General features: G+C 62.9%; 27 protein-coding genes. 12 read left to right on the top strand and 15 right to left on the bottom strand.

All coding sequences use genetic code 11. The features are described 5' to 3' along the window. Window positions 1-249 precede the first annotated feature (249 nt). Window positions 250-1653, top strand: a complete 1404-nt coding sequence (locus tag ACMGF5_RS20495) for a purine-cytosine permease family protein (RefSeq protein ID WP_115275055.1) — start codon at window positions 250-252, stop codon at window positions 1651-1653. 109 nt (window positions 1654-1762) lie between these two features. On the opposite strand, the gene ACMGF5_RS20500 is transcribed toward ACMGF5_RS20495, so the two are convergent. Next, entirely contained in the window at window positions 1763-3388 is a 1626-nt protein-coding gene (locus ACMGF5_RS20500) for a methyl-accepting chemotaxis protein (protein ID WP_414157141.1), read from the bottom strand. Between the two features lie 224 nt (window positions 3389-3612). Next, window positions 3613-4812: an NAD(P)/FAD-dependent oxidoreductase gene (locus tag ACMGF5_RS20505; protein ID WP_414157142.1), complete on the bottom strand. Its 1200-nt coding sequence runs from the start codon at window positions 4810-4812 to the stop codon at window positions 3613-3615. A 265-nt stretch (window positions 4813-5077) separates the two neighbouring features. On the opposite strand from ACMGF5_RS20505, the gene ACMGF5_RS20510 reads away from it, so the two are divergent. After that, the gene (locus ACMGF5_RS20510; protein WP_046785462.1) at window positions 5078-5617 is read left to right on the top strand and encodes an RrF2 family transcriptional regulator; all 540 of its coding nucleotides are present in this window, start codon (window positions 5078-5080) and stop codon (window positions 5615-5617) included. A gap of 54 nt (window positions 5618-5671) precedes the next feature. Here the strand turns inward: ACMGF5_RS20510 and ACMGF5_RS20515 are convergent, their stop codons facing one another. After that, window positions 5672-6358: a GNAT family N-acetyltransferase gene (locus tag ACMGF5_RS20515; RefSeq protein ID WP_115275052.1), complete on the bottom strand. Its 687-nt coding sequence runs from the start codon at window positions 6356-6358 to the stop codon at window positions 5672-5674. Window positions 6359-6436: 78 nt separating this feature from the next. Continuing rightward, entirely contained in the window at window positions 6437-7378 is a 942-nt protein-coding gene (gene argC, locus ACMGF5_RS20520) for an N-acetyl-gamma-glutamyl-phosphate reductase (protein ID WP_115275051.1), read from the bottom strand. 125 nt (window positions 7379-7503) lie between these two features. Between argC and ACMGF5_RS20525 the strand changes: the two genes are divergently transcribed. Then, window positions 7504-8385, top strand: coding sequence for a LysR family transcriptional regulator (locus ACMGF5_RS20525; RefSeq protein ID WP_119688923.1), 882 nt, complete (start codon window positions 7504-7506; stop codon window positions 8383-8385). Window positions 8386-8492: 107 nt separating this feature from the next. Here the strand turns inward: ACMGF5_RS20525 and ACMGF5_RS20530 are convergent, their stop codons facing one another. Together ACMGF5_RS20530 and ACMGF5_RS20535 are read right to left on the bottom strand one after the other, a co-directional pair. Beyond that, a complete protein-coding gene (locus ACMGF5_RS20530; RefSeq protein ID WP_115275050.1) occupies window positions 8493-9143 on the bottom strand; it encodes a TIGR04211 family SH3 domain-containing protein in 651 nt (216 codons plus the stop codon). Between the two features lie 258 nt (window positions 9144-9401). Then, entirely contained in the window at window positions 9402-10619 is a 1218-nt protein-coding gene (locus tag ACMGF5_RS20535) for a hypothetical protein (RefSeq protein ID WP_119688924.1), read from the bottom strand. A 243-nt stretch (window positions 10620-10862) separates the two neighbouring features. Here ACMGF5_RS20535 and ACMGF5_RS20540 point away from each other — a divergent pair, with 243 nt between their 5' ends. After that, complete coding sequence (locus ACMGF5_RS20540) at window positions 10863-11342, top strand: VOC family protein (protein WP_046785456.1); 480 nt, start codon at window positions 10863-10865, stop codon at window positions 11340-11342. A 24-nt stretch (window positions 11343-11366) separates the two neighbouring features. Here the strand turns inward: ACMGF5_RS20540 and ACMGF5_RS20545 are convergent, their stop codons facing one another. Then, entirely contained in the window at window positions 11367-12338 is a 972-nt protein-coding gene (locus tag ACMGF5_RS20545) for an AbrB family transcriptional regulator (RefSeq protein WP_237858964.1), read from the bottom strand. A 216-nt stretch (window positions 12339-12554) separates the two neighbouring features. Here ACMGF5_RS20545 and ACMGF5_RS20550 point away from each other — a divergent pair, with 216 nt between their 5' ends. Then, window positions 12555-13457 carry a LysR family transcriptional regulator gene (locus ACMGF5_RS20550; RefSeq protein WP_115275047.1) on the top strand — a complete coding sequence of 301 codons (903 nt, stop codon included), beginning with the start codon at window positions 12555-12557 and terminating at the stop codon, window positions 13455-13457. Window positions 13458-13514: 57 nt separating this feature from the next. On the opposite strand, the gene ACMGF5_RS20555 is transcribed toward ACMGF5_RS20550, so the two are convergent. Together ACMGF5_RS20555 and ACMGF5_RS20560 are read right to left on the bottom strand one after the other, a co-directional pair. Next, complete coding sequence (locus ACMGF5_RS20555; RefSeq protein ID WP_161872965.1) at window positions 13515-14720, bottom strand: NAD(P)/FAD-dependent oxidoreductase; 1206 nt, start codon at window positions 14718-14720, stop codon at window positions 13515-13517. Window positions 14721-14802: 82 nt separating this feature from the next. Beyond that, complete coding sequence (locus ACMGF5_RS20560) at window positions 14803-15858, bottom strand: GlxA family transcriptional regulator (RefSeq protein ID WP_115275045.1); 1056 nt, start codon at window positions 15856-15858, stop codon at window positions 14803-14805. A 241-nt stretch (window positions 15859-16099) separates the two neighbouring features. On the opposite strand from ACMGF5_RS20560, the gene ACMGF5_RS20565 reads away from it, so the two are divergent. The 4 genes from ACMGF5_RS20565 to ACMGF5_RS20580 all read left to right on the top strand — a co-directional run bounded on the left by ACMGF5_RS20565 (window position 16100) and on the right by ACMGF5_RS20580 (window position 18178). Next, window positions 16100-16987, top strand: a complete 888-nt coding sequence (locus tag ACMGF5_RS20565) for an EamA family transporter (protein ID WP_119688928.1) — start codon at window positions 16100-16102, stop codon at window positions 16985-16987. Window positions 16988-17083: 96 nt separating this feature from the next. Then, a complete protein-coding gene (locus ACMGF5_RS20570; RefSeq protein ID WP_012314237.1) occupies window positions 17084-17404 on the top strand; it encodes a YbjQ family protein in 321 nt (106 codons plus the stop codon). Window positions 17405-17546: 142 nt separating this feature from the next. Then, entirely contained in the window at window positions 17547-17735 is a 189-nt protein-coding gene (locus tag ACMGF5_RS20575) for a hypothetical protein (protein ID WP_115275044.1), read from the top strand. Between the two features lie 143 nt (window positions 17736-17878). Then, the gene (locus tag ACMGF5_RS20580) at window positions 17879-18178 is read left to right on the top strand and encodes a hypothetical protein (RefSeq protein ID WP_125923027.1); all 300 of its coding nucleotides are present in this window, start codon (window positions 17879-17881) and stop codon (window positions 18176-18178) included. A 57-nt stretch (window positions 18179-18235) separates the two neighbouring features. Here the strand turns inward: ACMGF5_RS20580 and ACMGF5_RS20585 are convergent, their stop codons facing one another. Both ACMGF5_RS20585 and ampC read right to left on the bottom strand, forming a co-directional pair. Then, on the bottom strand, window positions 18236-18568 hold the full coding sequence (locus ACMGF5_RS20585; protein ID WP_012314240.1) for a hypothetical protein: 333 nt from the start codon (window positions 18566-18568) through the stop codon (window positions 18236-18238). Window positions 18569-18866: 298 nt separating this feature from the next. After that, window positions 18867-20006 carry a class C beta-lactamase gene (gene ampC, locus ACMGF5_RS20590; RefSeq protein WP_119688930.1) on the bottom strand — a complete coding sequence of 380 codons (1140 nt, stop codon included), beginning with the start codon at window positions 20004-20006 and terminating at the stop codon, window positions 18867-18869. Between the two features lie 118 nt (window positions 20007-20124). Between ampC and ACMGF5_RS20595 the strand changes: the two genes are divergently transcribed. Further along, entirely contained in the window at window positions 20125-21117 is a 993-nt protein-coding gene (locus ACMGF5_RS20595) for a bile acid:sodium symporter family protein (protein WP_115275041.1), read from the top strand. 15 nt (window positions 21118-21132) lie between these two features. On the opposite strand, the gene ACMGF5_RS20600 is transcribed toward ACMGF5_RS20595, so the two are convergent. After that, a complete protein-coding gene (locus ACMGF5_RS20600) occupies window positions 21133-21726 on the bottom strand; it encodes a DUF4157 domain-containing protein (RefSeq protein WP_115275040.1) in 594 nt (197 codons plus the stop codon). Continuing rightward, a complete protein-coding gene (locus tag ACMGF5_RS20605) occupies window positions 21713-22276 on the bottom strand; it encodes a TetR/AcrR family transcriptional regulator (RefSeq protein ID WP_119689154.1) in 564 nt (187 codons plus the stop codon). The genes ACMGF5_RS20600 and ACMGF5_RS20605 overlap by 14 nt, the downstream gene beginning before the upstream one ends. 89 nt (window positions 22277-22365) lie before the next feature. Between ACMGF5_RS20605 and ACMGF5_RS20610 the strand changes: the two genes are divergently transcribed. Together ACMGF5_RS20610 and ACMGF5_RS20615 are read left to right on the top strand one after the other, a co-directional pair. After that, complete coding sequence (locus ACMGF5_RS20610; protein ID WP_115275039.1) at window positions 22366-23097, top strand: SDR family oxidoreductase; 732 nt, start codon at window positions 22366-22368, stop codon at window positions 23095-23097. A gap of 26 nt (window positions 23098-23123) precedes the next feature. Continuing rightward, window positions 23124-23717 (top strand): 2-hydroxychromene-2-carboxylate isomerase, encoded by a 594-nt coding sequence (locus ACMGF5_RS20615; protein ID WP_115275038.1) that lies wholly within the window; start codon window positions 23124-23126, stop codon window positions 23715-23717. Between the two features lie 57 nt (window positions 23718-23774). Here the strand turns inward: ACMGF5_RS20615 and ACMGF5_RS20620 are convergent, their stop codons facing one another. Then, window positions 23775-24320, bottom strand: coding sequence for a cupin domain-containing protein (locus ACMGF5_RS20620; protein WP_012314247.1), 546 nt, complete (start codon window positions 24318-24320; stop codon window positions 23775-23777). Window positions 24321-24396: 76 nt separating this feature from the next. Next, window positions 24397-25599 carry an MFS transporter gene (locus ACMGF5_RS20625; protein WP_115275037.1) on the bottom strand — a complete coding sequence of 401 codons (1203 nt, stop codon included), beginning with the start codon at window positions 25597-25599 and terminating at the stop codon, window positions 24397-24399. Between the last annotated feature and the right edge of the window lie 11 nt (window positions 25600-25610).

A 25610-nucleotide genomic window follows, 5' to 3' on the forward strand; every position in this document is an offset into this window, starting at 1 on the left:
AATACTCGTTTTGCAAGCGGAATTTTTAGTGCTGTAAAAAACATGATGAATGGCTCAAGGCCGCATGAAATGGGGCTTTGCTGAAATAATCAGGGCGTGGCCTCGGCTGCTGAACCGGATCAGTAAGGGTTTTTAAAACCGAATCAGTGTTGTCAAAAGCTTGGAATACCATAATATGGTCCGCAGCTGAGAGGCCGCCTAGACGCGGTTTCCTTACAAAGATAAAAACGACCTTTCGAGCTGAAAACCATGTCCCAACCGTCATCGCAACACCAGTTTGTCGAGAATCACACGGTCGATTACGTTCCACCTGCCGAGCGCCATGGGAAGGCGCGCGACCTGTTCACCCTCTGGTTCAGTACCAACATCGCGCCACTGCCTATCGTCACCGGCGCCATGGTGGTCCAGGTATTTAACCTGAACCTGCTGTGGGGCCTGATCGCCATCGTGCTAGGCCATCTGATCGGGGGCGTGGTCATCGCCCTGGCCTCTGCACAGGGACCGCAACTGGGCATCCCACAGATGGTGCAGAGCCGCGGCCAGTTCGGCCGGTACGGTGCCCTGCTGATCGTGTTCTTCACGGCGTTGATCTATGTTGGTTTCTTCATTTCCAACATCGTGCTGGCAGGCAAGTCGATCCACGGCATTGCCCCAAGCGTGCCGATGCCCACGGCGATCGTCATCGGGGCCCTGAGCGCGACGGCGATCGGTGTTATCGGCTACCGCTTCATTCATAGCCTGAACCGCATTGGCACCTGGGTGATGGGGTCGGCATTGCTGGCCGGTTTCATCATGATGTTTACCCAGGAACTGCCGGCCGACTTCTTCAGCCGAGGCGCGTTCAACCTGTCGGGCTTCATCGCCACCGTGTCGCTGGGGACCATCTGGCAGATCAGTTTCTCGCCGTACACCTCCGACTACTCGCGTTACCTGCCCAAGGAAGTCGGTATTGCCAAGCCGTTCTGGGCCACGTACTTCGGCGCCACCCTGGGCACCATCCTGTGCTTCAGCTTTGGTGCGGTGGCGGTGCTGTGCGTGCCCCAAGGCACCGACGCGATGGATGCGGTCAAGCAGGCCACCGGCTGGCTGGGCCCGATCCTGATGGTGCTGTTCCTGCTCAACATCATCAGCCACAACGCCCTCAACCTGTACGGTGCGGTGCTGTCGATCGTCACCGCCATCCAGACCTTCTTCGCCCAATGGACGCCCAGCATCAAGGTGCGGGTAATGCTGGCTGCAGTGATTCTGGTGGCGTGCGGGATGGTTGCGCTGAATGCCTCGGCGGACTTCATCGGCCACTTTATCGGGCTGATCCTGGCGCTGTTGCTGGTGCTGGTGCCGTGGGCTTCGATCAACCTGATCGACTTTTACCTGATCAAGAAGGGTGAATACGACATTGCTTCGATCTTCCGCGCTGACGGCGGAATTTACGGGCGCTTCAACCCCCACGCGATCATTGCCTATGCGTGCGGGATTCTGGTGCAGTTGCCGTTTGCCAACACGTCGCTTTATGTAGGGCCCTATTCGAACATTGTCGAGGGCGCGGACTTGTCCTGGCTGTTCGGCTTGATCGTGACGGTGCCGTTGTATTACTGCCTGGCTACGCGGGGCAAGGCCGAGAAGGTTGTGCGGGCTGTCAGCGCCAAGGGGTAGGTGCCCGGGGGCTGCGTTGCAGCCCTTTCGCAACACAAAAGCTCAAACGTTTGCGTAGGAGCGGCCTTGTGTCGCGAAAGGGCCGCAACGCGGCCCCAGCAGTTTCAGCTTAGACTTTGAACTGCGCGACCATGCCGTTCAAATCAACCGCCAGGCGCGACAAATCCTGCGCCGCCGCACTGGTCTGGTTGGCGCCCGCCGAGGTCTGCATCGCCAGGTCGCGGATGTTGACCAGGTTGCGGTCCACCTCCCGCGCCACTTGTGCCTGTTCTTCCGAAGCACTGGCGATCACCAGGTTGCGCTGGTTGATCGAAGCGATCGCCTCGGCAATCACTTCCAGCGCCTGCCCGGCACCCTGTGCCACTTCCAGCGTACCGGTGGCACGCCCTTGGCTGCTGTGCATGGCCGTCACTGCCCGCTCGGTACCGTTCTGAATCCCCGCGATCATCTGTTCGATCTCTGCGGTGGACTGTTGGGTGCGGTGAGCAAGGGCGCGCACTTCATCGGCGACCACGGCAAAACCACGGCCCGCCTCACCGGCACGTGCGGCTTCGATGGCCGCGTTGAGGGCCAGCAGGTTGGTCTGGCCGGCAATCGCGCCAATCACATCGAGCACGCGGCTGATCTCGTTGGCATTGCTGGCCAACTGCTCGATTTCGGCAGAGGTGCCGGTAACGTCATCGACCAGGTGCTGGATCGAGGCCAGCGCCTGGTTGACCTGCTCGCGGCCATCGCGTGTGGTGCGGTCGGCGCCCTGGGACGCATCGGCGGTGCTCACCGCGTTGTTCGCCACTTCTTCTACGGCGGCGGTCATCTGGTTGACGGCCGTGGCCGCCTGGTCGATCTCCGCGCTCTGCTGGTGCAGGCCACGGCTGGTATCTTCGGTAACCGTGTGCAGCTCTTCCGAAGCCGAGGCCAGCTGGTCGGATGAGGCCGCAATTTTGCGAATGGTATCGCGCAGGCTTGCCTGCATGCGGCTCAGGGCACGCAGCAGCAAAGCCGGCTCATCGCGGCCGGTAACCGTGATGTCCTGGGTCAGGTCGCCGGTGGCGACACGTTCGGCCACGGCCACGGCATCTGCCAATGGCACGACGATGCTGCGGGTAAGCACGGTGGCAATGGCCACCAGGGCGATCATGATCACCAGCAGAGAGCCGATAATGGCTGCGAAGGCTTCGTCGGCCACGTCACTGCTGCGCTGCGAGGCTTGTTCGGCACCGTTGCTGTTGTAAGTGATCAAGGCCGACAGGGCTTTCATCATGGTGTCGGCGTACTGGGTGAGCGGGCCGCTGATCTGCTGCTTGGCCTCGGCCATGCGGCCGGCGGCAATGTCTTTGAGTACCTGTGACTGCAGGCCGAAGTACTGTCGATGGGCGGCGATCAATGTGTTGAACAGGGCACGGTCATCGGCGGCGATGATGGTGGCTTCATAGTCCTTCAGGCCGTTGTTGAGTTGTTCATTGATGCCTTTGAACAACTCGATGTTGCGCATGCGCTCGGTGGGGCTGTCATCCAGCGCGGCGCGCAGGGTGATGGCGCGGGCGCGGCCGAGGTTGGTACTGATGTCACCGAGGGCGACCACGGCGGGCATCCAGGTGACCCGGATTTCGTCCGTGGCCTTGTCCATCTGCCGGGTTTCATAGAGTGCGATAAGGCCCATGACCAGGACCAGGGCGCCCAACAGGGCAAATACGCTGGCAGCGCGAATGCCGATCTTCATATTCCGTAACTGCATGGAATGTTCCTTGACGGTGGTGCGCAATCAAGCAAATGGGCACACACCCGGTTCACCGGGGCGATGCCAAGCGCTCAATGTGCTGCAATATAGTTATGTGCCTCACCTCTGATTATTGTTTTTCAGAATAGTGCCATATTGCCATCATTATTGACCAGACATTCAATGCAGCGTCATCTGCTGACAAATCCGTCATTTATTGACGGATCTGTCAGGAAGTTACGTCAAACGATCGGAATCAATGGGTCGGCGGCCGCCAGGGCCAAGGCACGGTCAGCGGCTGGCGGGTAGATCCATACGCTGTTGATCTGGCGCTTGAGGGCCTTGCCTTCCTGGCCCTGCAATTTAAGTTCGCGCTCCCAGCCTTCACTGAACGCCGCGCCCCAGCCGCCCAAGTCCAGGCAGGTGACGTACTTGGGTTGGCGATACACCACCGGCTGTTCGCCGAGCAGGTCGGCCATGGCATTGTTGCCTGCGTAGCGGCCCATGGGGATGGCGTGCTGGCAGGTCATCAGCGCATGGTTGCCCAGTTCGTCGACGGCTGCCCAGGCGGTGTCACCCGTGGCGTAGATGTGTGCCTGGCCAACCACCTTGAGGTGGTCGTCTACCTTCAGACGGCCGAAGGTGTCGCGCTCGCCCGCTACCTGGGTGGTCAGCGGGCTTGCCTTGACGCCCACGGTCCAGATTATGGTCTTGCTGGCGATATACTCGCCGTTGTCCAAGGTGACGCCACCGGCATCGACGGCAACCACCGAGGTGCCGGCCAACCACTCGACGCCCGCCTGTTCGCAAGCCGCGACAATCGACGGCGTGATGCCCTTACCCAGCGCGGCGCCAACCTGGGCACCTCGATCGACCACCAGCACGCGCACCGCAGCGTCACCGAGTACGGCACGCAGGCGGGCAGGCATTTCAGTAGCGGTCTCTATGCCCGTGAAACCACCGCCGCAAACCACCACGGTGTTGCGTGCCGGTGAGGCGGGCAGGGCGGCCAGGCCCTCCAGGTGCTGCTCGAGACGCACGGCCGACTCCATCTGGTCGACGTCAAAGGTGTGTTCGGCCACGCCTGCTATCGCCGGGCGTGCCACCTGGCTGCCGGCTGCCAGGATCAGGCGGTCATAGGCGATCTGCTGGGGCAGGCCGCTTGCGTCGGTGTAGCTCACGCTGCGCCCTTGGGCGTCGATGGTCTGCACATGGCCTGCGAGGAACTGCACGCCCACGGCTTCGAACAGCTCACCCACTGGCGCCTTCATGCCATGCACGTCGGCTTCGTAGAAGCGTGGCCGGATACGCAGTTCAGGCTGGGGCGCCAGCACGCTGATGCTCAGGTCGTCGCGCCGGGCCTGGTCGAGCAGGCGGGCGGCGCTCAAAGCGCTCCATACACCGGCAAAGCCGGCACCGATGATCAAAACGTTAGATTTCATGAGGATGCTCCGTGGGTAAGGGGGGCTTCGACGGGTGTGTGTCTGTGCGAAACAACTACGACTGTATTGATCGTAGTTCTATCGTGCAACTCTTTTTTCCAGCCGAGCCTTGGCCGAGAAGTCGCCCTGAGCGCTGAAAGACTTATGAATAAAGGGTTGGATAGGTATTCTCAGGGAGCACGACTAGCGACCAATGGCATTTCATGGCTTTGCCATTGCACGCCGGTAAGCGTAATATTGGCGACAAGTTTGGTCGGAGATTTATATGTCGCTCTACAGTGCTGGCGTTGAATACGGCATCCATTGCCTGCTGTACCTGGTGGACGAGCGCGGTGACACCCGCGAGTCGAGTGTTCGCGACCTGGCGCAGTTGCAGGGGGTGCCGCAGGAATACCTGGCCAAGGTATTCACCAAATTGGCCCGGGCCAAACTGGTGGCAGCGACCGAAGGCGTGCGGGGGGGCTTTCGACTGGCCCGGCCGTCGGACGAGATCACCGTGCTGGACATCGTCAATGCCATTGACGGGCCGAAGAAGATCTTCGACTGCCGCGAGATCCGCGAGCGTTGCACGCTGTTCGAAGGCTCACCGCCGGGTTGGGCCACCGAGGGCACCTGTGCGATCCATGCAGTAATGCTGGGGGCGCAAAAGCGGATGGAAGAGGCCCTGGCGCAGCAGACTATCCTCGACCTGGCACGGCGCTTCGGGCGCAAGGCACCGGCGCAGTTCGGCCAGCAGGTCAGTGACTGGATAGGGGAGCGGCGCGATGGCAAGGGTGGCGGAGATATTCCGGTGAGTCAGGTCTAGCTCAAGTGCTTGTTCAGGCCCGATCGCGGGGGCGCCCGCGATCAGGCCCCACGGTCAATGCACCGTCTTGCGTTGCCTCACACAGGCGCGGGCCTGCTCCGTCAGCTCATCCAGCCACTCATCGCGCTGCTGCTCGGCTTCGATCATCGCATCTTCACCCTGCTGATTGAGCAGGTAGGTATGAATCTGGTGCACTTCAGTGGCCTGGTAAATCGGCGCGATATCCAGGCGGCCGATCAGCGCGCCGCTGGCTTGGCCGGTGCTGCTCATCAACACTTGCGGCCCACTGGCGGCCACCACCTGCATGCCCCTCGCTTCGAACCATGGCACCTGGTTGGCAAAGGCGTTCAGTTCGACGCTGGCAAAGCGTGCCTGCACATCGGCCAGCAAGGCGCGGCCGATACCTTGCCGGCGATGCCCGGGCACCACGGCGAGAAAGGCCAGTGCACAGGCCTGCGCATTGTCCTGGGCCGGTAATGTAAGGGCGAAACCGAGCATCTGGTCCGGCGCTTCGGCGTCCAGTGCCAGGGTCAGCTCCACGGCAAGGCCGCGAGTACCGTCCATGGCCTGCAGGTACTGATGCACCTCCATGCCGACGCCGTATTGGTACAGAGGGTACAACGGGTTGTCGGCACGAATGGCGACGCTGCTCAGTTCGCCGACATGGTGGATCACCAGCTCACGGATCTGGTTCTGGAAGGATTCGGGCGGCACGCTGTCGAGGCGGCTCAGAATGAACATCGGTGGACGGGCTCCGGCGGCTGTTGTATCGCCCCGCACCGGTTGATGCGGGGCGCACAGTCTACCCCTTTTTACCTGTCAGCCGTGTGCCTGCGGTGCTGCGACCATCAGCTCGAGGTTTTGCACCGCCGCACCCGAGGCGCCCTTGCCCAGGTTGTCGAATACTGCCGTGAGCAGTACCTGGCCGTGTTCGGGGTTGGCGTACAGGGCCAGGCGCAGGTCGTTGCTGTCGTTCAATGCCTCAGGATCCAGCGGCGAGGCCGCCCCCTGCTGGTGCAGTGGGGACACCATCACGTGGCGTGCGCCCTGGTAGTGCCGTTCAAGGCATGCCTGCAATTGCTCGGCGCGGATCTGGCCTGGCAGCAGGCGCAATTGCAGCGGGATGCTCAGGACGATGCCCTGACGATAGGCCGCATAACCAGGCAGGAACATCGGCCGGGCTGCCAGGCCGGCATGCAGCTGGATTTCCGGTACATGCTTGTGCGCCAGCTCCAGGCCGTACATCTGCAGGGTGGGCGCCCGCTGCGCCCCGGGCTGCTCATGGCGCTCGACCGCCGCACGGCCACCGCCGGAATAGCCGGAGATGGCATGGATGCTCAGCGGGTAGTCGGCGGGCAACAGGCCAGCCTGCACCAGCGGGCGCAGCAGGGCGATGGCGCCAGTGGGGTAGCAGCCGGGGTTGCTGACCCGCTTGGCCAAAGCAATGCGCTCGGCCTGCCGCGGGTCCAGTTCAGGCAGGCCGTAGACCCAGCCGGGGGTGGTGCGATGCGCGGAGCTCGCATCGATCACCCGCACCGCCGGGTTGCGGATGGCCGCCACGGCCTCGCGCGCGGCGGCGTCGGGCAGGCAGAGCAGGGCGATGTCAGCGCTGTTGATAGCGTCGCTGCGCCGTTGCGGGTCCTTGCGTTCGGCCTCGGGCAGGGTCAGCAGTTGCAAATCGGTGCGCCCTTGCAGGCGGGCATGGATCTGCAGGCCGGTGGTGCCTTGGTCGCCGTCGATGAAGACAATAGGGGTGCGCATGGTCGGGTCCGTTCAAAAGGAAGATGGCCTATGCTCGCCTGTCGTCTTGGTAAATAAAATTTGAATATCATGATGCAGACGTTCATATTTTCTGAACGAAATGTACCCTGAACCGGCCCACCCCCATGCGTGAAATCAGCCTCGATCGCCTCCGCACCCTTGTGGTCATTACCGACCTGGGGTCATTCGCCGAGGCTGCGCGCCAGCTCAACCTGGCGCCGCCTACCATCAGCCTGCACGTGGCCGAGCTCGAGGCGAGGGTCGGTGCGCCGCTGTTGACCCGCAACCGCAACCAGGTGCGCCCCACCGCCATCGGCGAAACCCTGCTGGTACGTGCCCGCCGGCTGTTGGCCGATGCCGACCTTGCCTTGGATGAAGTGCGGCGCCAGGTCGAAGGCCTGACCGGTCGGGTGCGCCTGGGCGCCTCGACCGGCGCCATTGCCCACCTGTTGCCCCAGGCATTGGAGCACTTGCGGGTGGCACATCCAGGCATCGATGTGCAGGTGCAGGTGCTGACCTCCCAGGCTTCCCTGCTGCGGCTGCGCGAAGGCGCCCTGGATATCGGCCTGGTGGCTTTGCCGCAGGTGGCGGGCAAGGGCATCAAGGTCACCGCCTGGCGGCGCGACCCGATCCTGGCCTACGTGCCGGCCGACTGGCAGCCGCCGGCCAGGGTTACACCGGCCTGGCTGGGGCAGCGAGCGCTGATTCTCAATGACAGCAGCACCCAACTGTCGCGGGTGACCGCAGAGTGGTTCGCTGCCGCCGGGTTGTATCCTGAGCCGCGGATCGAGTTGAACTACAACGACGCGATCAAGAGCCTGGTGGGTGCCGGTTATGGCGCTACCTTGCTGCCCCAGGAAGGCGAGATGGCCGAACTGGACCGGCGCATTGCGCGCCGGCCGCTGCGCCCTGGCTTGTGGCGGCAACTGGGGATTGCCTGCCGGGAAGGCGAGACCGAACGGGCGACGATGTTCGTACTGCAGGCGCTGGAGCGGTTGCGGCAGTAAATGGCGCGGGCAAGCCCGCCGTTCAGGAACCTCGTTCTGGGGCTTATGGAGCCGGCTCGCCGGCGATCAGGCCGGTACTGGCAACCCGTTGCCTGGCCGGACAAGCCTCAGAACCAGCGGTCGTTCTTCTTGCGACCACGGGTCAGCGCCGGCAGGATCAGCCCCGCCAGCAGGCCCGCGCCGGCAATGCTGCCGCCGTAGACCATGTAACGCATCATTACCTGTTTGTTCTCATCGCCTAGGCGTGCCTGAGCGTCGCGCAGGTTCGACTGGGTCTGATCAAGCTGTTCGTTCAATGCCTGGTTGCGTGCTTGCAGTTCGTCGACCAGCTTTTTGCGCGAGTCGAGGGTTTCCTGCATGCCCTGCACGCGGTTCTTCCAGCTGTCGTCGATGGTTTTCAGCTGCCCGGACAACTGCGCTACCTGTGCGTCAAGTTCAGGCAAGCGCTCACCCTGGCCCGGGACCGATTGCAGGTCGCTGGAGAGGATCCACACCAGGTCACCGTTCTGCCCGCGCACCTGGCTGTAGTTGCCCTGACTGCCGATGAGGGTCAGCTTCTGTCCGGATTTGAGTGTGCCGACGATGCGATGGCCGTCGGTAGGGCCGCTGCGTACATAGGTGCTCAGGCTGTCACTGACCCAGCGCGCATCGCTGGCCGGCTCTTGGGCATGCACGGGGGCGGCGAGAGCCACCAGAGCGGCGATCAGGGTGCCGCGCAGGGCAGGGAGGGCGAGGGAGGCTGGGCGGGATTCAGGCATGTTGGGTCTTCGCTGCATCAGGAAAAATAGGCCCGGTGACGCTGGAACGTTGGCTGGGCCGGCGAACCGGTCGGTGGATTGACCGTCAGCGAAAGACCGCATTTTTGCAAGCAGGTTCACTGCTGGGGGTAGGAATTGTCTGCAGGATGTTGCAAAGGGCGGGCTAGAGCGCCTCGGCGAACAGGCTGCTTCGCGTGTCGGAAGCGGCCTGTTCGCGGGATCGTCAAGGGCCTGGAAAAAACCCTGAAGTGACTGCCGTTATGCGCCACGACAGGGAAGCTGCTCGATGTACTCGGCAATCCTGCGCCGCAGGCCGTGATCCGCCTGTCGCAGGAGTACATCGAACAGCACACGGCTGTAGTGGTTGAGCACTGCGTTGCTGGCGTAGCTGCACGGGCTGAACTGCCACTGCTCCCTCACGGCCCGTTCAGCCGCCGCCAGCATGTTGGCGGGAATGGTGCTGCTGGCATGAAGCGGCGTGACATGGCTGCGCGCCCTGTAGGCAAGCGCGCCGTGCACCGCGCCGTCGACAAGCGACCAGGCAGACGCTACTGGCAGCATACCGAGCAGTTGCGCGACAACCCGCTCGGCCTTTGCGCTAGCTTCGAACGGCAGGCCATGCGCAGCGCAGCGCGAAGCAATGCAGGCAAACACCTCTTCAATCGCCAAGGTTGTGATTGCCTCGCTGAGCTCTTCGCGCCACTCGGGCCGGGGGCCTGCGCCCAGCAGCTCAAGCAGCGCGCGATGCAGCGGCGTCAGGCGGGCACGTTGGTGCCCGTGCAGGCTTACATTGACCACCCAGTACACTTTGTCACGCCATGCCTTGGGCGTTGGGTCATTGCTGAAACATACCGGCGGCGAATCAGGGTCGACCAGCAGGATCAGGTCTTCTTGCAAAGCCTGCAGCAGGTTTGCATCCATGGTCTTGGACGGGCTGAGACATTCATCGCCAGTGGGATGCTCTGCCGGGAGCAGGCGGTCAAGCTGTTTGTCCATTCGCACCTCGAGCAGGGCCAGCAGTTGCAGCTTGCGGGTTATCGAAAGGCTGCGCAGAGGTATCGGCCGGCGTCTGGCCAGTGACCAGTGCTCCCTTATGCGTTGGCGCTGTTGTGCTTGCAGCTCCAGCCTGGCCTGTTGGCGCGCCGCCAGGCACGGTTGGCACGCGCAATCGCGGCGCCACTGGGTACGCCCGGGGAAGTAATGGCGATGCTCGCAGGTTTTGCAGAAGGCCATGTTTTCGTGGCAGCTCGAAGCTGTGCGGCTTTTGCGCCGCTCGAACAGGCTGGTTTTGCAGTAGGGGCAACGCAGGGCAGCGCAGGGCAGGGGCGGGAACGCCTTGATCAGGCTGCTGGGTGCCACGTCAATGGCGTAGCGCTTGAGCAGGTGTGCAATCTTTTCACCGCTGATGTATTCGCTGTACAGCGCCTCGACCTGTTCAGCGGTAAGGTGCTGCAGCTTTGCTTGGAAGTCCGACAAACCTGAATCTCCCTGAAAAAAGTCGGTTATAGGCCGCTTTGGAGATGATCGTGCTTGCCGGATGGATAAGTGAAGCGTGCGAAGACTCGATAATTCTCCGCTGCGTGTAGGGATTTTCTGATTTGGCCAGGCATCGGCAATCACTGCGCTTGACGCACTCCGATCAAGCGTGCGCCCCGCCCATCGCCGTGCCGTGCCCAGGGGCTAGACTGAAAGGTCCCGGCCTATCCCTGGAGCCTTGCCATGACTGCCAAGAACACGATTTGCCTGTGGTTCGACCACGACGCGCAAGACGCTGCGAACTTCTACGCCAGCACTTTCCCCGACAGCAAGGTGATCGCGGTGCATCAGGCACCGAGTGATTACCCCTCAGGCAAGGCGGGTGATGTGATCACGGTCGAATTCACCGTCATGGGCATCCCTTGCGTGGGGCTCAATGGCGGCAAGGCGTTCAGCCACTGCGAGGCATTTTCGTTTCAGGTCAGCACTGAGGACCAGGCCGAGACCGACCGACTGTGGCACGCCATCGTCAGCAATGGCGGACAAGAAAGCGTCTGCGGCTGGTGCAAGGACAAGTGGGGAATATCCTGGCAGATCTGCCCAAGGATCCTGATCGAAGCCATCGGCAACCCGGACCGGGCGGCGGCAAAGCGGGCGTTCGAGGCGATGCTGGACATGGGCAAGATCGATGTGGCCGCAATCGAGGCGGCGTTGCGCGGCTGACCGTCAGCGCAAGGCGCGATCAGGTCATGCCTGTGTCATTCGAATGATCTGCCGAGCACAGAAGGCCCCGGTAAGAATCACGCCAAACAAGCGCAAGGTCTGCATCGCCAGCACCAACCCGACGTCGGCATGCGTCTCGACCGCGATGATCGCCATGGCATCCAGCCCCCCGGGGCTGGTGGCCAGGTACATCGACAGAAAGTCGGTATCCATGGCCATTGCCAGTACCCAGGCACAGGCGGCACACAGGATGATCAAGGCCATGGCGCCGGCAATCATCGTCGGCAAGCGCTTCCACACATAGCGCACGGTCTGCCGGTCAAAGCGCAGGCCTATGTAGCAACCGATGGCGCCATAGGCGAAGGCCAGCAGCGGTGCGGGCAGTGTGATCGTCAGCACGCCGCCCAGTTGCAGCGCACCGCCGAGCAACAGCGGCATCAGCAGGGCGCCGGCCGGCATGCGGCTACCCACCAGCATACCGAACAGCACCACGCCAACGCTGAGTGCCGTGTCGAACAGGTTCGGGCTTTGCATCACCGCCGGTGAACTGGCCACGGCGCCGTTGCCCGGCGTAGCGCCCAGCAGGTGGCTGACCAGCGCACCGATCATCACCACGCACACCACCCGCACATATTGCATGGTCGCCACCACCCGGGCGTCGGCGCCGTTTTCTTCGGCCATCGATACCATGGCCGAGGCCGCACCGGGCGCGGTTCCCCACGCAGCCGTGCTGCCAGGTATGCCACCGAAACGCACGGTACCGAGCCCGACCAGAGCGCTCAGGGCAACGGTGATGAAGGTGGCCACCAGCATCATGTGCCAGGAGTGCGCCATGCAGACCAGCACAGCCCAGGTCACCGAGTGTGCGACCAGCAGGCCAACACAGCCTTGGCCGAAGCGGAACACCTGGCGGTGCATGCTCAAGCGTGCTCCGGATACGCCAAACGCAATGGCTACCAGCATGGGGCCGAGGAACAAGCCGGCCGGTACGGCCATGGCATGCAGCAGCTGGCCGCAGGCACCGGCGCAGGTCAGCAGGGCTAACCACAGGGTGGGGGTTCTGGAAGAGCCTGGGAGGGCAGTCTGCAACGGGGATACTCCTTGCGTAGCGACAACGCGGGCTGGCAACGCCAGCGCAGAAAATTATCGACTGCGTAATCGATCAAGTCTATTTTCTACTTTTGATGAATCCATAACTGAAATTCATGAATCATGGACCTGCGCGATCTCACCTACTTCGAAACCATCGCCGAACTCGGCCATCTGGGCCGAGCCGCAGAAAAGCTCAACCGCAGCCAGCCGGCACTGACCAAGAGCATTCAACGGCTTGAAGAGTCGCTGGGCACCCGGTTGTTTCAGCGCGACGGCCGCCGCATCAAACTCACCGATGTCGGCAAGCTGTTGCTGGCACGGGGCAGGCAACTGCAACTGAACATCGCCGAAACCGAGCGTGAGGTGCGCGATTTTGCCAATGGGCTGGTGGGTAACATTCGCCTGGGCTGCGCGGCGAGCATGGCCGACCACTTGCTGCCCCACCTGACCGCCGCCTTGCTCGAACGGGCGCCTGAGGTAACCCTGAAGCTGTCTATCGCGCAGGACGATGTACTCAAGGAGTCGCTACGGGCGGGGCGCCTGGATGTGATCATTTCGCCGCAGCTTGCCGATGACCCGCAGTTCACCACGCATGCCATCCTTGAAGATGAGGCGATCGTGGTGGCCAGCGCCGAGCATCCGGTGTTCTGCGGGCCCATCGAGCTAAAGGACCTCTGCCAGTACCGCTGGGTGCTGGCAGGGCCGACCGTTACAGCGCGGCGCTGGATCGACAATGTATTCATCAGCCACCAGTTGCCGGCGCCGCAAGTGCAGGTGGAAACCAACGCGATTTCACTGTTGCCACGGCTGATCGCCCGAACGCGACTGCTCAGCTTTGTCGCACGGGAAACGCTGGAACACGGGTTGGGGATGACGTGGTTGCGCGAGGTGCCTCTGCAGCAAACCACCATGCGCCGGACCGTGGCGGTGTCCGTGCGCACCGACGGCTACCTGTCGCCGGCAGCCGGGGCGCTGGTAGCGCTGCTGAAGGAAAAGGGCCCGAGCTTCTTCGAGCGGGATTGAACTGCTTGCGCGGCGCAGGTGTTGCCGCGCTGCCAAGCGTGGGCCATGGATGCTGGGTCAGGCCACTGGTATGGTCGGGTCCGCCGCCGCCAATGCTGCCTGACGGTCCGTGGCCGCCGGCGGATAAATCCAGATCGAGTTGATCTGCGACTTCAGCACCTTCGCTTCGGCCTTGTCCGTGGGCGGGGAAACCGTGCGTTCCCAGCCTTCGGTGTATACCGCGCCCCAGGCACCCAGGTCGAGGCAGGTCACATACTTGGGCTGGCTGTAGGGCATGGGCGCCACGCCAATGAGTTCGGCCACAGCGTTGTTGCCCGCGTAACGCCCGAGCGGGATGGCATGCTGGCAGGACATCACCGCGTAGTTGCCCGCCTCATCGCAGGCTGCGTAGGCCACGTCACCGGCGGCATACACCGCATCATTGCCCTTGACCTTGAGGTTGCCATCCACGTGCAGGCGGCCTTGGCGGTCGCGTTCGCCGCTGATCTGCTCGGTCAACGGGTTGGCCTTGAAGCCCACGGTCCAGATCACTGTACCGGCCTCGATGCGCTGGCCGTTGTCAAGCAGTACGCCTTCGGGGTCGACCGAGGCCACGCTGGCCGCGCAGATCCATTCGATACCCAGTGACTCGCAGGCCTGCTCGATAGAGGGGCGAATGCCGTCGCCCAAAGCTGCACCGATTTTCACGCCGCGGTCGACCACCACCACGCGCAGCCGTGCCTGCTCGCCAAGGATATTGCGCAAGCGCGATGGCAGCTCGGTCGCGGTCTCGATGCCGGTGAAGCCGCCGCCCGCCACTACCACGGTATTGCGTGCAGGGGTGTCGGGCAGGTTGGCCAAGGACTTGAGGTGGGCCTCAAGGCGTGCGGCACTGTCGATCTTGTCGACATCGAAGACATGTTCGATGCCGACCATGTCCGGGCGGTTGAGAACGCTGCCGCAGGCCATGATCAGGCGGTCGTAGGGCAGGCTGCACTCGGTGCCGCTTTGGGTGCGGTAGCTCACACGCTTGCCGGCTTCGTCGATGTGGAACGCCGTGCCCTGCACGAAACGCACGCTCACCGCCTCGAACAACGCCTGCAACGGTGCAGCCATGGTGTGTACGTCGGGCTCGTAGAACCGTGGGCGCACATGCAATTCGGGCTGAGGCGCGAGCAGCGTCACCTCGATATCCGTACGGCCATGCAGGTCCAGTTGGCGGACAGCGCTCAGGGCGCTCCACAGGCCGGCGAAACCTGCGCCAATGATCAGGATGTTTTTCATCGTTGTGCTCCTGGAAGGTCCGGATAGAACAAGGTAGCCCTTGTTTGCGATCAACGATGCTACGGGCGACGAAGCGCGGGCCCTAGGCCAAAGAACCCTGAATTTCGGCCAGCGGCACGCTGCGGGCGAAGCGCGCACGGTAGTCGCGCGGGGTGACGGCCAGGTGGCGCTGGAAGGCAAGGCGCATGCGTTCTTCGCTACCGAAGCCGCACAGGCGGGCGACCTGCTCGATGTGGCTGTCGGTGTTTTCCAGCTGGCGCCGGGCCGCCTCCAGGCGGAACACCTCGATCGCCTTGGCCGGTGTGCGGCCGGTCTTCAGTTTGTACACCCGGGTGAAATTGCGCAGGCTCATGTGCGCCTGTTCGGCCAGGCGCTCCACGCTCAAGCGTGGGTCGCCCAGGTTCTCATTGAGCCACAGGTGCAGGGCTTCGAACTCCGCGCAGTCCTGGCCTTGCAGCTTGAGCAGTTCACTGAACTGCGCCTGGCCGCCCGGGCGCTTGAGAAACACCACCAGTTCGCGAGCCACCTGCATCGCGACGTCGCGGCCGCAGTCCAGCTCGACCAGCGCCAGTGCCAGGTCGATCCCTGCACTCACACCCGCCGAGGTCCACAGGGTACCTTGCTGAACGAAGATCGATTCGTGGTCGACCTGCACGGCCGGGAAGTCGCGCCGCAACACCTCGCACATGGCCCAGTGGGTGGCAGCACGACGGCCGTCGAGCAGGCCGGCACTGGCCAGCAGGAACGTGCCGCTGCAGACCGATGCCGTGCGCCTGGCGTGCTGGCTGGCGCGGCGCAGCCAGGCCACCAGCGGACCGTGCTCGGGAAGGCTGCGGATGATGTCCGGCGCGCCGGGTACGATCAACGTGTCGACGGCCTGGGCCATGGCATCATCCAGGCGCTCGGTGGCCACCACCAGGCCTTCGGCGGTTGGCTGCAGGCCACCGTCGAGGCTGGCAGTATGCAGGCGGTAGCCGGGCAGGCCGCGCTCGGCCATGGCCTTGGTGGCTGCCCAGAACACGGTCTGCGCGCCGCTGAGGTCGAGCAGGCCCATGGCGGGGTAGGCAACGAAGACCACCACCCGAGGCTGGTCGACGGGTAACAGGGGAGGGTCGAGTTGCCCTGCGATATCGGTCATGGTGTGGCCTGATTGAAACGAAAAGTGGCGCTTGACTATTGGGTCACCGGGCGCCCCAAGGTATGAGTTGGTCGCGCTGTGCAACGTTACAGGGAGGTTGAGTCAGGGTGAACGCCCGAGCCCGTTCCAGAATATCTGTACTGTTGCGCAAGGCCGAAGCCTAACTGTGCCGGTCCAGCATGTGCAAATGGCTTTATGCTGTAACGAAATATGTCTAGAACGCCTGAAGAAGGAAGCTGCAATGCCGCTCAAGGACCTGCTGATTGCCCTGGTGGTGATCGTCGCCTGGGGAGTCAATTTCGTGGTCATCAAGGTGGGCCTCGATGGCCTGCCGCCGATGCTGTTGGGGGCGTTGCGCTTCTTGCTGGTTGCGTTCCCGGCGATCTTGCTGGTCAAGCGGCCGAAACTGCCGTGGCGCTGGCTGATCGCCTATGGCGCCACGATTTCCCTGGGGCAGTTCGCCTTCCTGTTCCAGGCCATGTATAGCGGCATGCCGCCAGGCCTGGCGTCACTGGTGTTGCAATCCCAGGCTTTCTTCACCCTCGGGTTCGCTGCGCTGTTTCTGGGTGAGCGCTTGCGCCTGGCGAGCCTGCTGGGTTTGCTGGTTGCAGCCAGCGGGCTGGCGCTGATCGGCAGCGAGGACAGTGGCCACGTGCCGATGGTGGCGCTACTGCTGACCTTGTGCGCAGGCGCAATGTGGGGCATGGGCAATATCATCACACGGCGGTTTGGCTCGGTCGACCTGGTGGCGCTGGTGATCTGGGGCGGGCTGATCCCGCCGCTGCCGTTTTTGGCCCTGTCTTGGTGGCTGGAAGGGCCCGAGCGTATCGGCCATGCGCTGGCCAATATCGGCTGGAGCTCGGTGCTGGCGCTGATCTACCTGGCGTTCGTAGCCACCATGCTCGGCTACAGCTTGTGGAGCACGCTGCTGTCGCGGCACCCGGCGGGTAAGGTCGCGCCGTTTTCGTTGCTGGTGCCGGTGATTGGCTTGAGCTCTTCCGCCTGGTTGCTGGGTGAGCGGCTGACGGCAGTGCAGGGGTGGGGGGCGCTGTTGGTGATGCTCGGGCTGCTGGTCAATGTGTTCGGACCCAAGCTTGGCCAGCGGTTACGGGCTGCGAGCGCTCAATAATGGTTGTGTAGAGCCGTTCGGCCCTCTCCCGGGTAAACCCGAAGGGCCGATGCTTTGTTAGACTCGGGCTCTTTTGTCACGCCACCGGAGCCTGCGATGATCATATCCACCACCAGCCAGCTCGAAGGCCGGCCGATTGCTGAATACCTTGGCGTAGTCAGCTCCGAATCGGTGCAAGGCATCAACTTCGTGCGCGATTTCTTTGCACGCTTTCGCGACTTCTTCGGCGGCCGCTCACAGACGCTGGAGGGCGCACTACGCCTCGCCCGCGAGCAGGCAACCGAGGAACTGAAAGCACGGGCACGGCAGTTGCAAGCCGATGCAGTGGTGGGTGTGGATTTCGAAATCAGCATGCCCTCAGTGCAAGGCGGCATGGTTGTAGTGTTCGCCACGGGCACCGCTGTGCGCCTGAAATAAAGGCATTGTGCCACTTGTCGGCTCCGGGTGGTTTGCCCGAGCAGTCCGTAAATGACCGGCTAGTCTCACTTTCACAGGCTGCGTTTTTCCAGGCAAAACCCTTCACTTGCCGGCGCGGTCGCCACTGAAATGGAGACAGGGCATGAGTGAGTCCTTTTTCGAAGACATGAATGATGCGTTCCCTATCAACAGCCAGGTGCGCTGCGGTCAGGCAGCGTTTCGCCTGGGCTTTGCCCACATGACGCTGGATGATTCGCAGCAGCTGCAACCGGCACATCTGCAACGCAGCAAAAAGGGCCGCTTCACGCCGAGGGTTGCGCCGAGAAAGTGACCCCGTTCACATAACCCCGCACCCTTCGCGGGGTTTTTTTGTTCCTTGTTTGATCTTGCTCATGGTAACGCTGGGTTGTGCTCGCCGAATCGATGCAGCTGTGGTCTTCTGCCTGGGGATCTCAGGAAAGGAGCACTGTTTGCATGCGGGTCAGGGAAGAGGCTTACTGGCAGTGGGCCGATGCGCAATTGCACTGCCGCAGCCACGATGAAGCACTGAGCGATGGCACCACCATCGATGTACAGGTGCGCCTGTCACGGCTGGGCGCCACGCAACTGTTCCTTGGGCTATACGGCCAGGACGGCAAGGCGTTGCTGGAAGAGTATTACCCGGCACGCCCGGGTGAGACCATGACACGTGCTTTGGTATGGGGCGTCGAGCGGGCCAGGGCGCTGGCGACCGGCGCATTGGCATTGCCGCAGCGACAGCGTCGCCAGGCATGAAAAAGCCCGGCCTATGCGGGCCGGGCTCAGGAAGTGGTGTGGCAGCTCAATGAAGGGTCAGTTGAGCGGCTCGATCACCTTGACTGCCTGCCGCTCACGGGCGGCGGGCCATTCTTGTTGCAGGGTCTGCAGCACGCGGCCAACGAACTCGGTGTCGGCGGCGGCCTTCTTACCGACGTAGCCCTGGCCACGGCGGTAGACCTTGAAGCGGGCACGCATGCTGGGCAGGTGCTCTTCGAATTCATCTTCGATGGTGTTCGGCGGCAGGCGGTCGAGGCGCACTTCGCCGGTTTGGCTGACCCACAGCAGGTGGTCGTCGAGGCTGTCCTTGCGCATGGCAAACAGCTGGGCCAGTTGGTCAATTGTGGGATTGTTGTTCAAGTTCATCATAAAGCCCCCATTACCCGTTTTTGTTGGTGATTTTCACAGTTGGCGCTACAGCATGTAGCGCACTACCAAGGCTGCTACAGCAGCATCGCAACAGGGGCTTTCTCACGCTGCCTTTTGGACAGTTCCCTCTCCACGGACGGCCTGCGTTACCGCGCAGGCCATCTGGAACACCCTTGCCACCGCTCCCGATCAGGGAGACGGCTTCATCATGCCCAAGCGCGATGAATGGCGTCAACCGTTTTGTAGTGAGTATTTTTTTCCACTACATCTTGTCGGACAATCCTGCTCGGGGTGCCTTTCAGCGGTCAATGCCGGAAAGGATCCGGTAGGCCGCACGCACGCGTTCTTCGTTGGGATAATTGCGGTTTGCCAGAAGAACGATGGCCTTGCCTTCGGCCGGAATGAACGCGGCATAGGCGCCAAAGCCGCCCGTGGCGCCGGTCTTGTTGTACCAGGCCTGGGGCAGGGCGGGGCGCGTCGGGTTCAGACGCTGGGTGGCCTGAGGCTCCCGAACCATCCGTGAACCGTTGCCATCGACCAGCGTATCGAGCGCTGCGGGGTAGGGGTAGCGTTCCCATCCCAGGCCTTGGGTCATTGCACCGACCTGGAAATAGCCCGCCTGGGTAATGGCGGCCGCCTTTCTCAACGCAGGCGACAGCTCGGCTGGCTGCATGTGCAGGCGCACGTAGCGCAGCAGGTCGCTGGCGCTGGTCTTGATTGCGTAGGCCTCATCGGCATATGGGCCCGGGCTGACGTGCACCGGCCGGTTTTGTGCGTCATACCCTTGGGCATAGAGGCCCTGCGCGCTGGCAGGTACCTGCAGGTAGGTGTGTTTCAGGCCCATTTGTGGCAACAGGCTTTTGGTCATCAGTTCTGCGAATGGCTGCTGCTGCGCGCGTGCTGCCAAGTCGCCGAACAGCCCCAGGCTTGGGTTCGAATAGCAGCGCTGGGTACCATGTTCAGCACGGGGCTTCCAGGTTCGGAAGAACTCCAGCGCTTGCTCGTCAGTCTGGACAGCGTCAGGGAACTGCAGGGGCAGGCAGTCGGCGCTGTACGCCCCCAGTTCGAGCACACTGGCTTTACCCAGCGACGTGCCGGCAAGGGCTGGCTGATAGCGTTCGGCCGGTGCGTCGAGATCAAGCTTGCCTTCGGCGCTGGCCAGCGCGGCAAGGGTAGCGGTGTAGGTTTTGCTCAATGAACCGATCTCGAACAGCGTATCGGCGGTGACGGGTTTGTTGTCGGCCTTGCTGGCCACGCCGTAGCTGAAGTAGTGCGCCTGGCCGTTTACGTACAGGCCTACGGCCATGCCGGCGATGTCCTGGTCATGCATCAGTGGGCGGATGATCTCGTCCACCTGGGCCTGCAGGGGATCGGCTGCGTTTGCCGTGGCGGCGATCAACGCCAGCGCGGTAGCTGCAATGAGGGGAGCGAAGTGCATGCAAAGATCCTTTTCAGTCTGTGTCCGTTGAGCGACACCGGTGGGGGTTCCAGCGTTAGCGGGAAAAAGCCCAAGACCTTATCGTCTGTCATTGCACAACGACAAGACGGAAACTGTTATGAAGTATTTGCGCATGTTGTTCGACAACTTCACCCTGGCCTTGCTCGGGGTAGTGCTGATCGCCACCGTGTTGCCCTGCTCTGGTAATGGCGCGGTGTATTTCGGCTGGTTGACCAACCTGGCCATCGGTCTGCTGTTCTTCCTGCACGGTGCCAAGCTGTCGCGCGAGGCGATCATCGCCGGTGCCGGGCACTGGCGCCTGCACTTGCTGGTGTTCTCCTGCACCTTCGTGCTGTTCCCGTTGCTCGGCCTTGCCTTCAAGCCACTGTTCGTGCCGCTGGTGGGCAACGAGTTGTATCTGGGTGTGCTCTACCTGTGCGCCTTGCCCGCCACTGTGCAGTCGGCCATCGCCTTCACATCGTTGGCCCGCGGCAACGTGCCAGCTGCCATTTGCAGTGCAGCGGCGTCCAGCCTGATCGGGATCTTCCTGACGCCGCTGCTGGTGATGCTGCTGTTGGGGGCTGGGGGCGATACCGGGTCGGGCCTGGATGCAGTGCTGAAAATCACCCTGCAGCTGTTGGTGCCCTTCATCGCCGGGCAGATTGCGCGGCGCTGGATTGGCGCATGGGTCAAACGCAATGCGCGCTGGCTCAAAGTGGTGGATCAGGGCTCGATCCTGCTGGTGGTCTACACCGCGTTCAGCGAGGCGGTAGTGACGGGCTTGTGGCACACGGTATCGCCGCAGCACCTGGCGGGCTTGTTCGCCGTATGCGGGATTCTGCTGGCGGTAGTGCTGTACGGTACCCGCTTGCTGGGCAAGGTGTTGGGCTTCAGCCTGGAAGACCGCATCACCATCCTGTTTGCCGGCTCCAAGAAGAGCCTGGCCACAGGTGTGCCAATGGCGCAAGTGTTGTTCGTGGGCAGTGGCATCGGCGCCATGATCTTGCCGCTCATGCTGTTCCATCAAATCCAGTTGATGGTGTGTGCGGTGCTGGCGCAGCGGTATGCCAGCAGGGTGGAAGAGGGTGAGGGGGCTACTGCTTCCTCCTGATGAGGCCGGTGAAGGCTAACGAGCCTGCCCCGAACTGCGCTGGCGCAAGGCCTTGCCGACCTCGGCCTCGATCTTGTAGGCCGGCTCTTCGAGCGCCTCGTAATTGCGCGTATAGCGACGGGCGAATTCCTCTACCCCCAGTTCCTGATACTGCTGCACATGCTTGAGCTCATGCGCCCACAGTGCCACGTTGTCCTCTGCATCACTGGCATGGCGGAAGATGATCGTGTCGATCAGCGTCACCGCATTCACATCAGGGTTCTGCAGCAGGGCATTGGCGGCGCTGATCTGCTGCTCGTCCCCAACCCGATAGCGCGCTGCATCGAGCACGGCAAAGTCATACCAGCCCTCAAGCTGGGCTCGGATGTGCAAGGGGATCGGTTCACTGCCGTTGGCGGTAGCTTCATCGCGGGCCTGGCGCAAGGCGAAGGCCAGGCTGCTGGAGGCCATGACCTCGACGTCCTTGAGCACCTGGCCGGCCTGGCCAAGGTCGATCGGCGCGCAAAAGCAGCCCATCAGGCAGACCTGATACTGCCCTGGTGGGCAGGCCTGCTCGGCCGAGGCCGTAGTGCTCAGCAACATTGCACACAGCAGGCTAGCAGCTCTCATTCAGAGCCCTTTCGACGCAACTTCGATTGGCTTGCAGAAGCTGGGTCTGGACCGACTCGCTGGCCAGCATGCGCCCGATCACCAGCGCCCCGACACACTGGCTGATCAGCACCCAGGCCAGGGCTTCATCCTCCAGCGTCTGGCTCCACGCACTGTGCAGGCTCACCAGCCAGTGCTCGGCTTCTTCACGCACCGGCCGTTCGGCGCGGGCAATCTCCACGCCCAGTGGCGGCAGCGGGCAACCGCCTTCGGGATTGTGCAGGTGCGCCAGGCTCAGGTACTGCTGCAGGCAGCGCACCAGGCGTTCGCGGCTGGCGCCCTGATTGGCCAGGCGTGCCAGCGGGCTCTTGCACAGCTCTTGGCGGACCACTTCGGTAAACAGGTCGTCCTTGGACGGGAAGTGGTTGTAGAAGGCGCCGCCGGTCAGGCCGATGGCTTTCATCAGCCCGGCCACGCCGGTGCTGGCAAAACCGCCGCGCTTGGCCAGCGCACCGCTGCTGGCTAGCAGCTTGTCACGGGTTTGTTGCTTGTGTTCAGTTGAGTAGCGCACCTGAAAAACCTCGCGGGCGGGCTTGACGATGCCGGTGATCGTAACATAGCGTTCGTTTACTAAACGATCGTTCATCAATTGAGGCGCGCATGACAGAACAACAAAAAGTGGTGCTGGTGATCGGTGCGGGAGATGCCACTGGCGGCGAAATCGCCAAGCGCTTTGCCCGTGAGGGGTACATCGCCTGCGTCACACGGCGTCAGGTCGAGAAACTGCAACCCTTGGTGGAAGAGATCCGTGCTGCCGGCGGGCAGGCACACGGTTTCGCCTCCGATGCACGCAAGGAAGATGAAGTCGCCGAGCTTGTCGAAACCATCGAGCGCGATATCGGGCCGATCGAAGCCTTCGTTTTCAATATTGGCGCCAATGTCCCCTGTAGCATCCTTGAGGAAACCCCGCGCAAGTACTTCAAGATCTGGGAAATGGCCTGCTTCGCAGGCTTTCTCACCGCCCAGGCGGTGGCACGGCGCATGGTCGTGCGTGAGCGCGGCACAATCCTGTTTACCGGTGCCACCGCGGGCACCCGTGGCGCAGCCGGGTTTGCGGCCTTCGCCGGAGCCAAGCATGGCCTGCGGGCTTTGGCGCAAAGCATGGCGCGTGAGTTGGGGCCGCGCAATATCCACGTTGCCCATGTGGTGGTGGATGGCGCCATCGACACCGCATTCATCCGTGACAGTTTCCCCGAACGCTACGCCCTCAAGGATCAGGACGGCATTCTGGATCCGGCGCACATCGCCGACAGCTACTGGTTCCTGCACGCACAGCCACGCGACGCCTGGACCTTTGAACTCGACCTGCGCCCGTGGATGGAGCGCTGGTAAGCCCTACCCTTAAAGGAGTGCGTTGCATGAGCAAGACCGTGGAGTTCTTCTTCGACCTGGGTAGCCCCGCCAGTTATCTGGCCTGGACCCAGCTACCGGCGCTGTGCGCCCGCCATGGCGCAGCATTGCGTTACCGGCCGATGTTGCTTGGCGGCGTGTTTCAGGCCACAGGCAACGCGTCGCCAGTGATGATCCCCGCCAAGGGGCGCTACATGTTCACCGACCTGGCGCGGTTTGCCGCGCGCTATGGCGTGCCGTTCGGGCTGCCGCCTGGCTTTCCCATCAACACCTTGGCCTTGATGCGTGGCCTGGTGGGCACGCAGTTGCGCGCGCCGGAACGCTTCGACGCTTTGCTCGCGGCGCTGTTCAACGGGTTATGGGTACAACGGCGCAACCTTGGTGATGTCACCGTATTGGAGCAGGTGCTCGCTGAAGCCGGTTTTACCGCCGCTGAATTTCAGCTGCTGACTGGCGACGAAGAGGTGAAGGCGGCATTGAAACAGGCGACAGAAGAGGCTGTGGAGCGCGGGGTGTTTGGTGCGCCGACCTGTTTTGTCGATGGCCAGATGTACTTTGGCCAGGATCGTCTGGACTTCGTGGCCGATGCACTGAAGCTTTGAGCGCTGCGGGCTGTTCGCGGTGCTGGCCGCGATCAGCCCGGCCCATTGGGCCTTGAATCAGAAATTGGCCGGCGTGTTGGCGCTGATGATCTCCGCCTCGTCCTGACCAATGTTCTTGAAGCTGTGCGGCAGGGTAGTGGGGATGTAGTAACCATCGCCGGAGTTCAGAACGCTGACCTGGCCATCGACCCACAGTTCCACGGTGCCCCGTGTGACCAGTCCGCATTCTTCGCCTTCGGCATGCACGATCGGCTCACCCGAATCGGCACCCGGTGCATACAGTTCACGCAGCATGCGCATCTGCCGTGCCTCGACGCTGGCACCGACCAGCAGCATGCGCAGGCCATTGCGGCCCAGGTCGGGCTGCTCGCTGGCGCGGAACACGAAGCGCTCTTCCCGTACCGGCTCGTCGAAGCTGAAGAACTCTGCCAAGGTCATCGGGATGCCTTCGAGCAGTTTTTTCAGGGAGCTTACCGATGGGCTGACGCGGTTCTGCTCGATTTGCGAAATGGTCGAGTTGGTGAGCCCGCTGCGGCGGGCCAGTTCGCGTTGGGAAAGGTTGTTGCGTTCACGCACCAGTTTGAGTCGTGTCCCCGTGTCCATAGCCGCCTTGTAATCAGAGGTGTTAAAAATAATGGGCGCATTAAAACACACTCTGCACGCTCGCGCGCTGTGCTTGTCAGGCGCGTGAGCGCGGCATAGGCCACAGCCCGACCAGCAGCAACAGCACAGCCACCACTAGGAATGGCAGGCGTGGGTCGAGGGCGTAGATCAGTGTCCCGGCCAGCGGGCCGATCACCGCGCCCATACCTTGAGCTGCGCCGATGGAGCCGGCGGTGGCGCCCTGTTCTGAAGCGTGCATGGCATTGGCGGCGAGTGCCGAGAACGCCGGGAAGACAAAGCCCATGCCGGCGGCAGCGACAAAATAGCACCCCCACAGCCACGGCGCGCTGGTAGCCAGCGAACCGGCGGCAAAGCCCAGTGCCGAAACGCTGGCGCCAACGCGGATCATCTTCAGCGGTGGCCATTCCAGCTGGCGCAGGATGACTTGTGACAGGATCAGTGCCACCCCGACGGTGGTCAGGGCGATGCCGGCAGCCTGGGCGGCCTCTGCCGGCCCCAGCTGCAGGCGGTCAAGGGCGAAGAAGCCGACGATGATCTGCGACACCGTCACGCTGAGCATCGCGCTGAATGCCACCAGCAGCGGCCGGCGCAGGCGCGGGTCGCTCAAGTGCACCGGGCTGGGCGCATGGCGATGGGCCAGGGGTTGTGGCTTGAGTTTGAACAGCAGGACCAGAAACGCGCTGGCAGGCAGCAGCGACATCACATGGAAGGGCAGGCTCAAGCTGTACCGTGCCAGCAATGCCGCCAGCGCCGGCCCGAGTACCAGGCCCACGGCATTCGCTGCACCCAGCGATGCCATGGCACGGGCGCGCTGTTGTGGCCCGACATGATCGGCGATCAGCGCATTGCAGCCCACCGGGATGGCCGCGTAGAAGGCACCGATGCAGCCGCGCGCGAGCATCAGGCCGACGAACGCCAAGGTAGCCCCGGGCAGCCAGCGCAATGCGCCTTCGACGAACAGGCACAGCAGCCAATACGCCACCGTGAAGCCGGCACTGCCCAGCAACAGGATGCGTCGGCGGCCCAGGCGGTCGGCTGCGCGGCCCCAGGGGCGGGCCAGCAGCACCCAGACCACACCTGACACAGTCACCGCAGCGCCAGCTTGCCAGGTGGCCATGCCGAGCAGTCGGGCGATGGGCCCGATCAAGGCGACGAATGCCATCATCGCCATGGTGCAGGCCATGTTGGCCAGCAGCAACGGGCGCGTGTCCAGTGTACTGGCGGTGGTCAAGGGGGCAGGGTCCTTTGCGACATTCATTGGGCAGTCCA

This window comes from Pseudomonas sp. BNK-15, from assembly GCF_047456105.1.
Lineage (GTDB): Bacteria > Pseudomonadota > Gammaproteobacteria > Pseudomonadales > Pseudomonadaceae > Aquipseudomonas > Aquipseudomonas putida_E.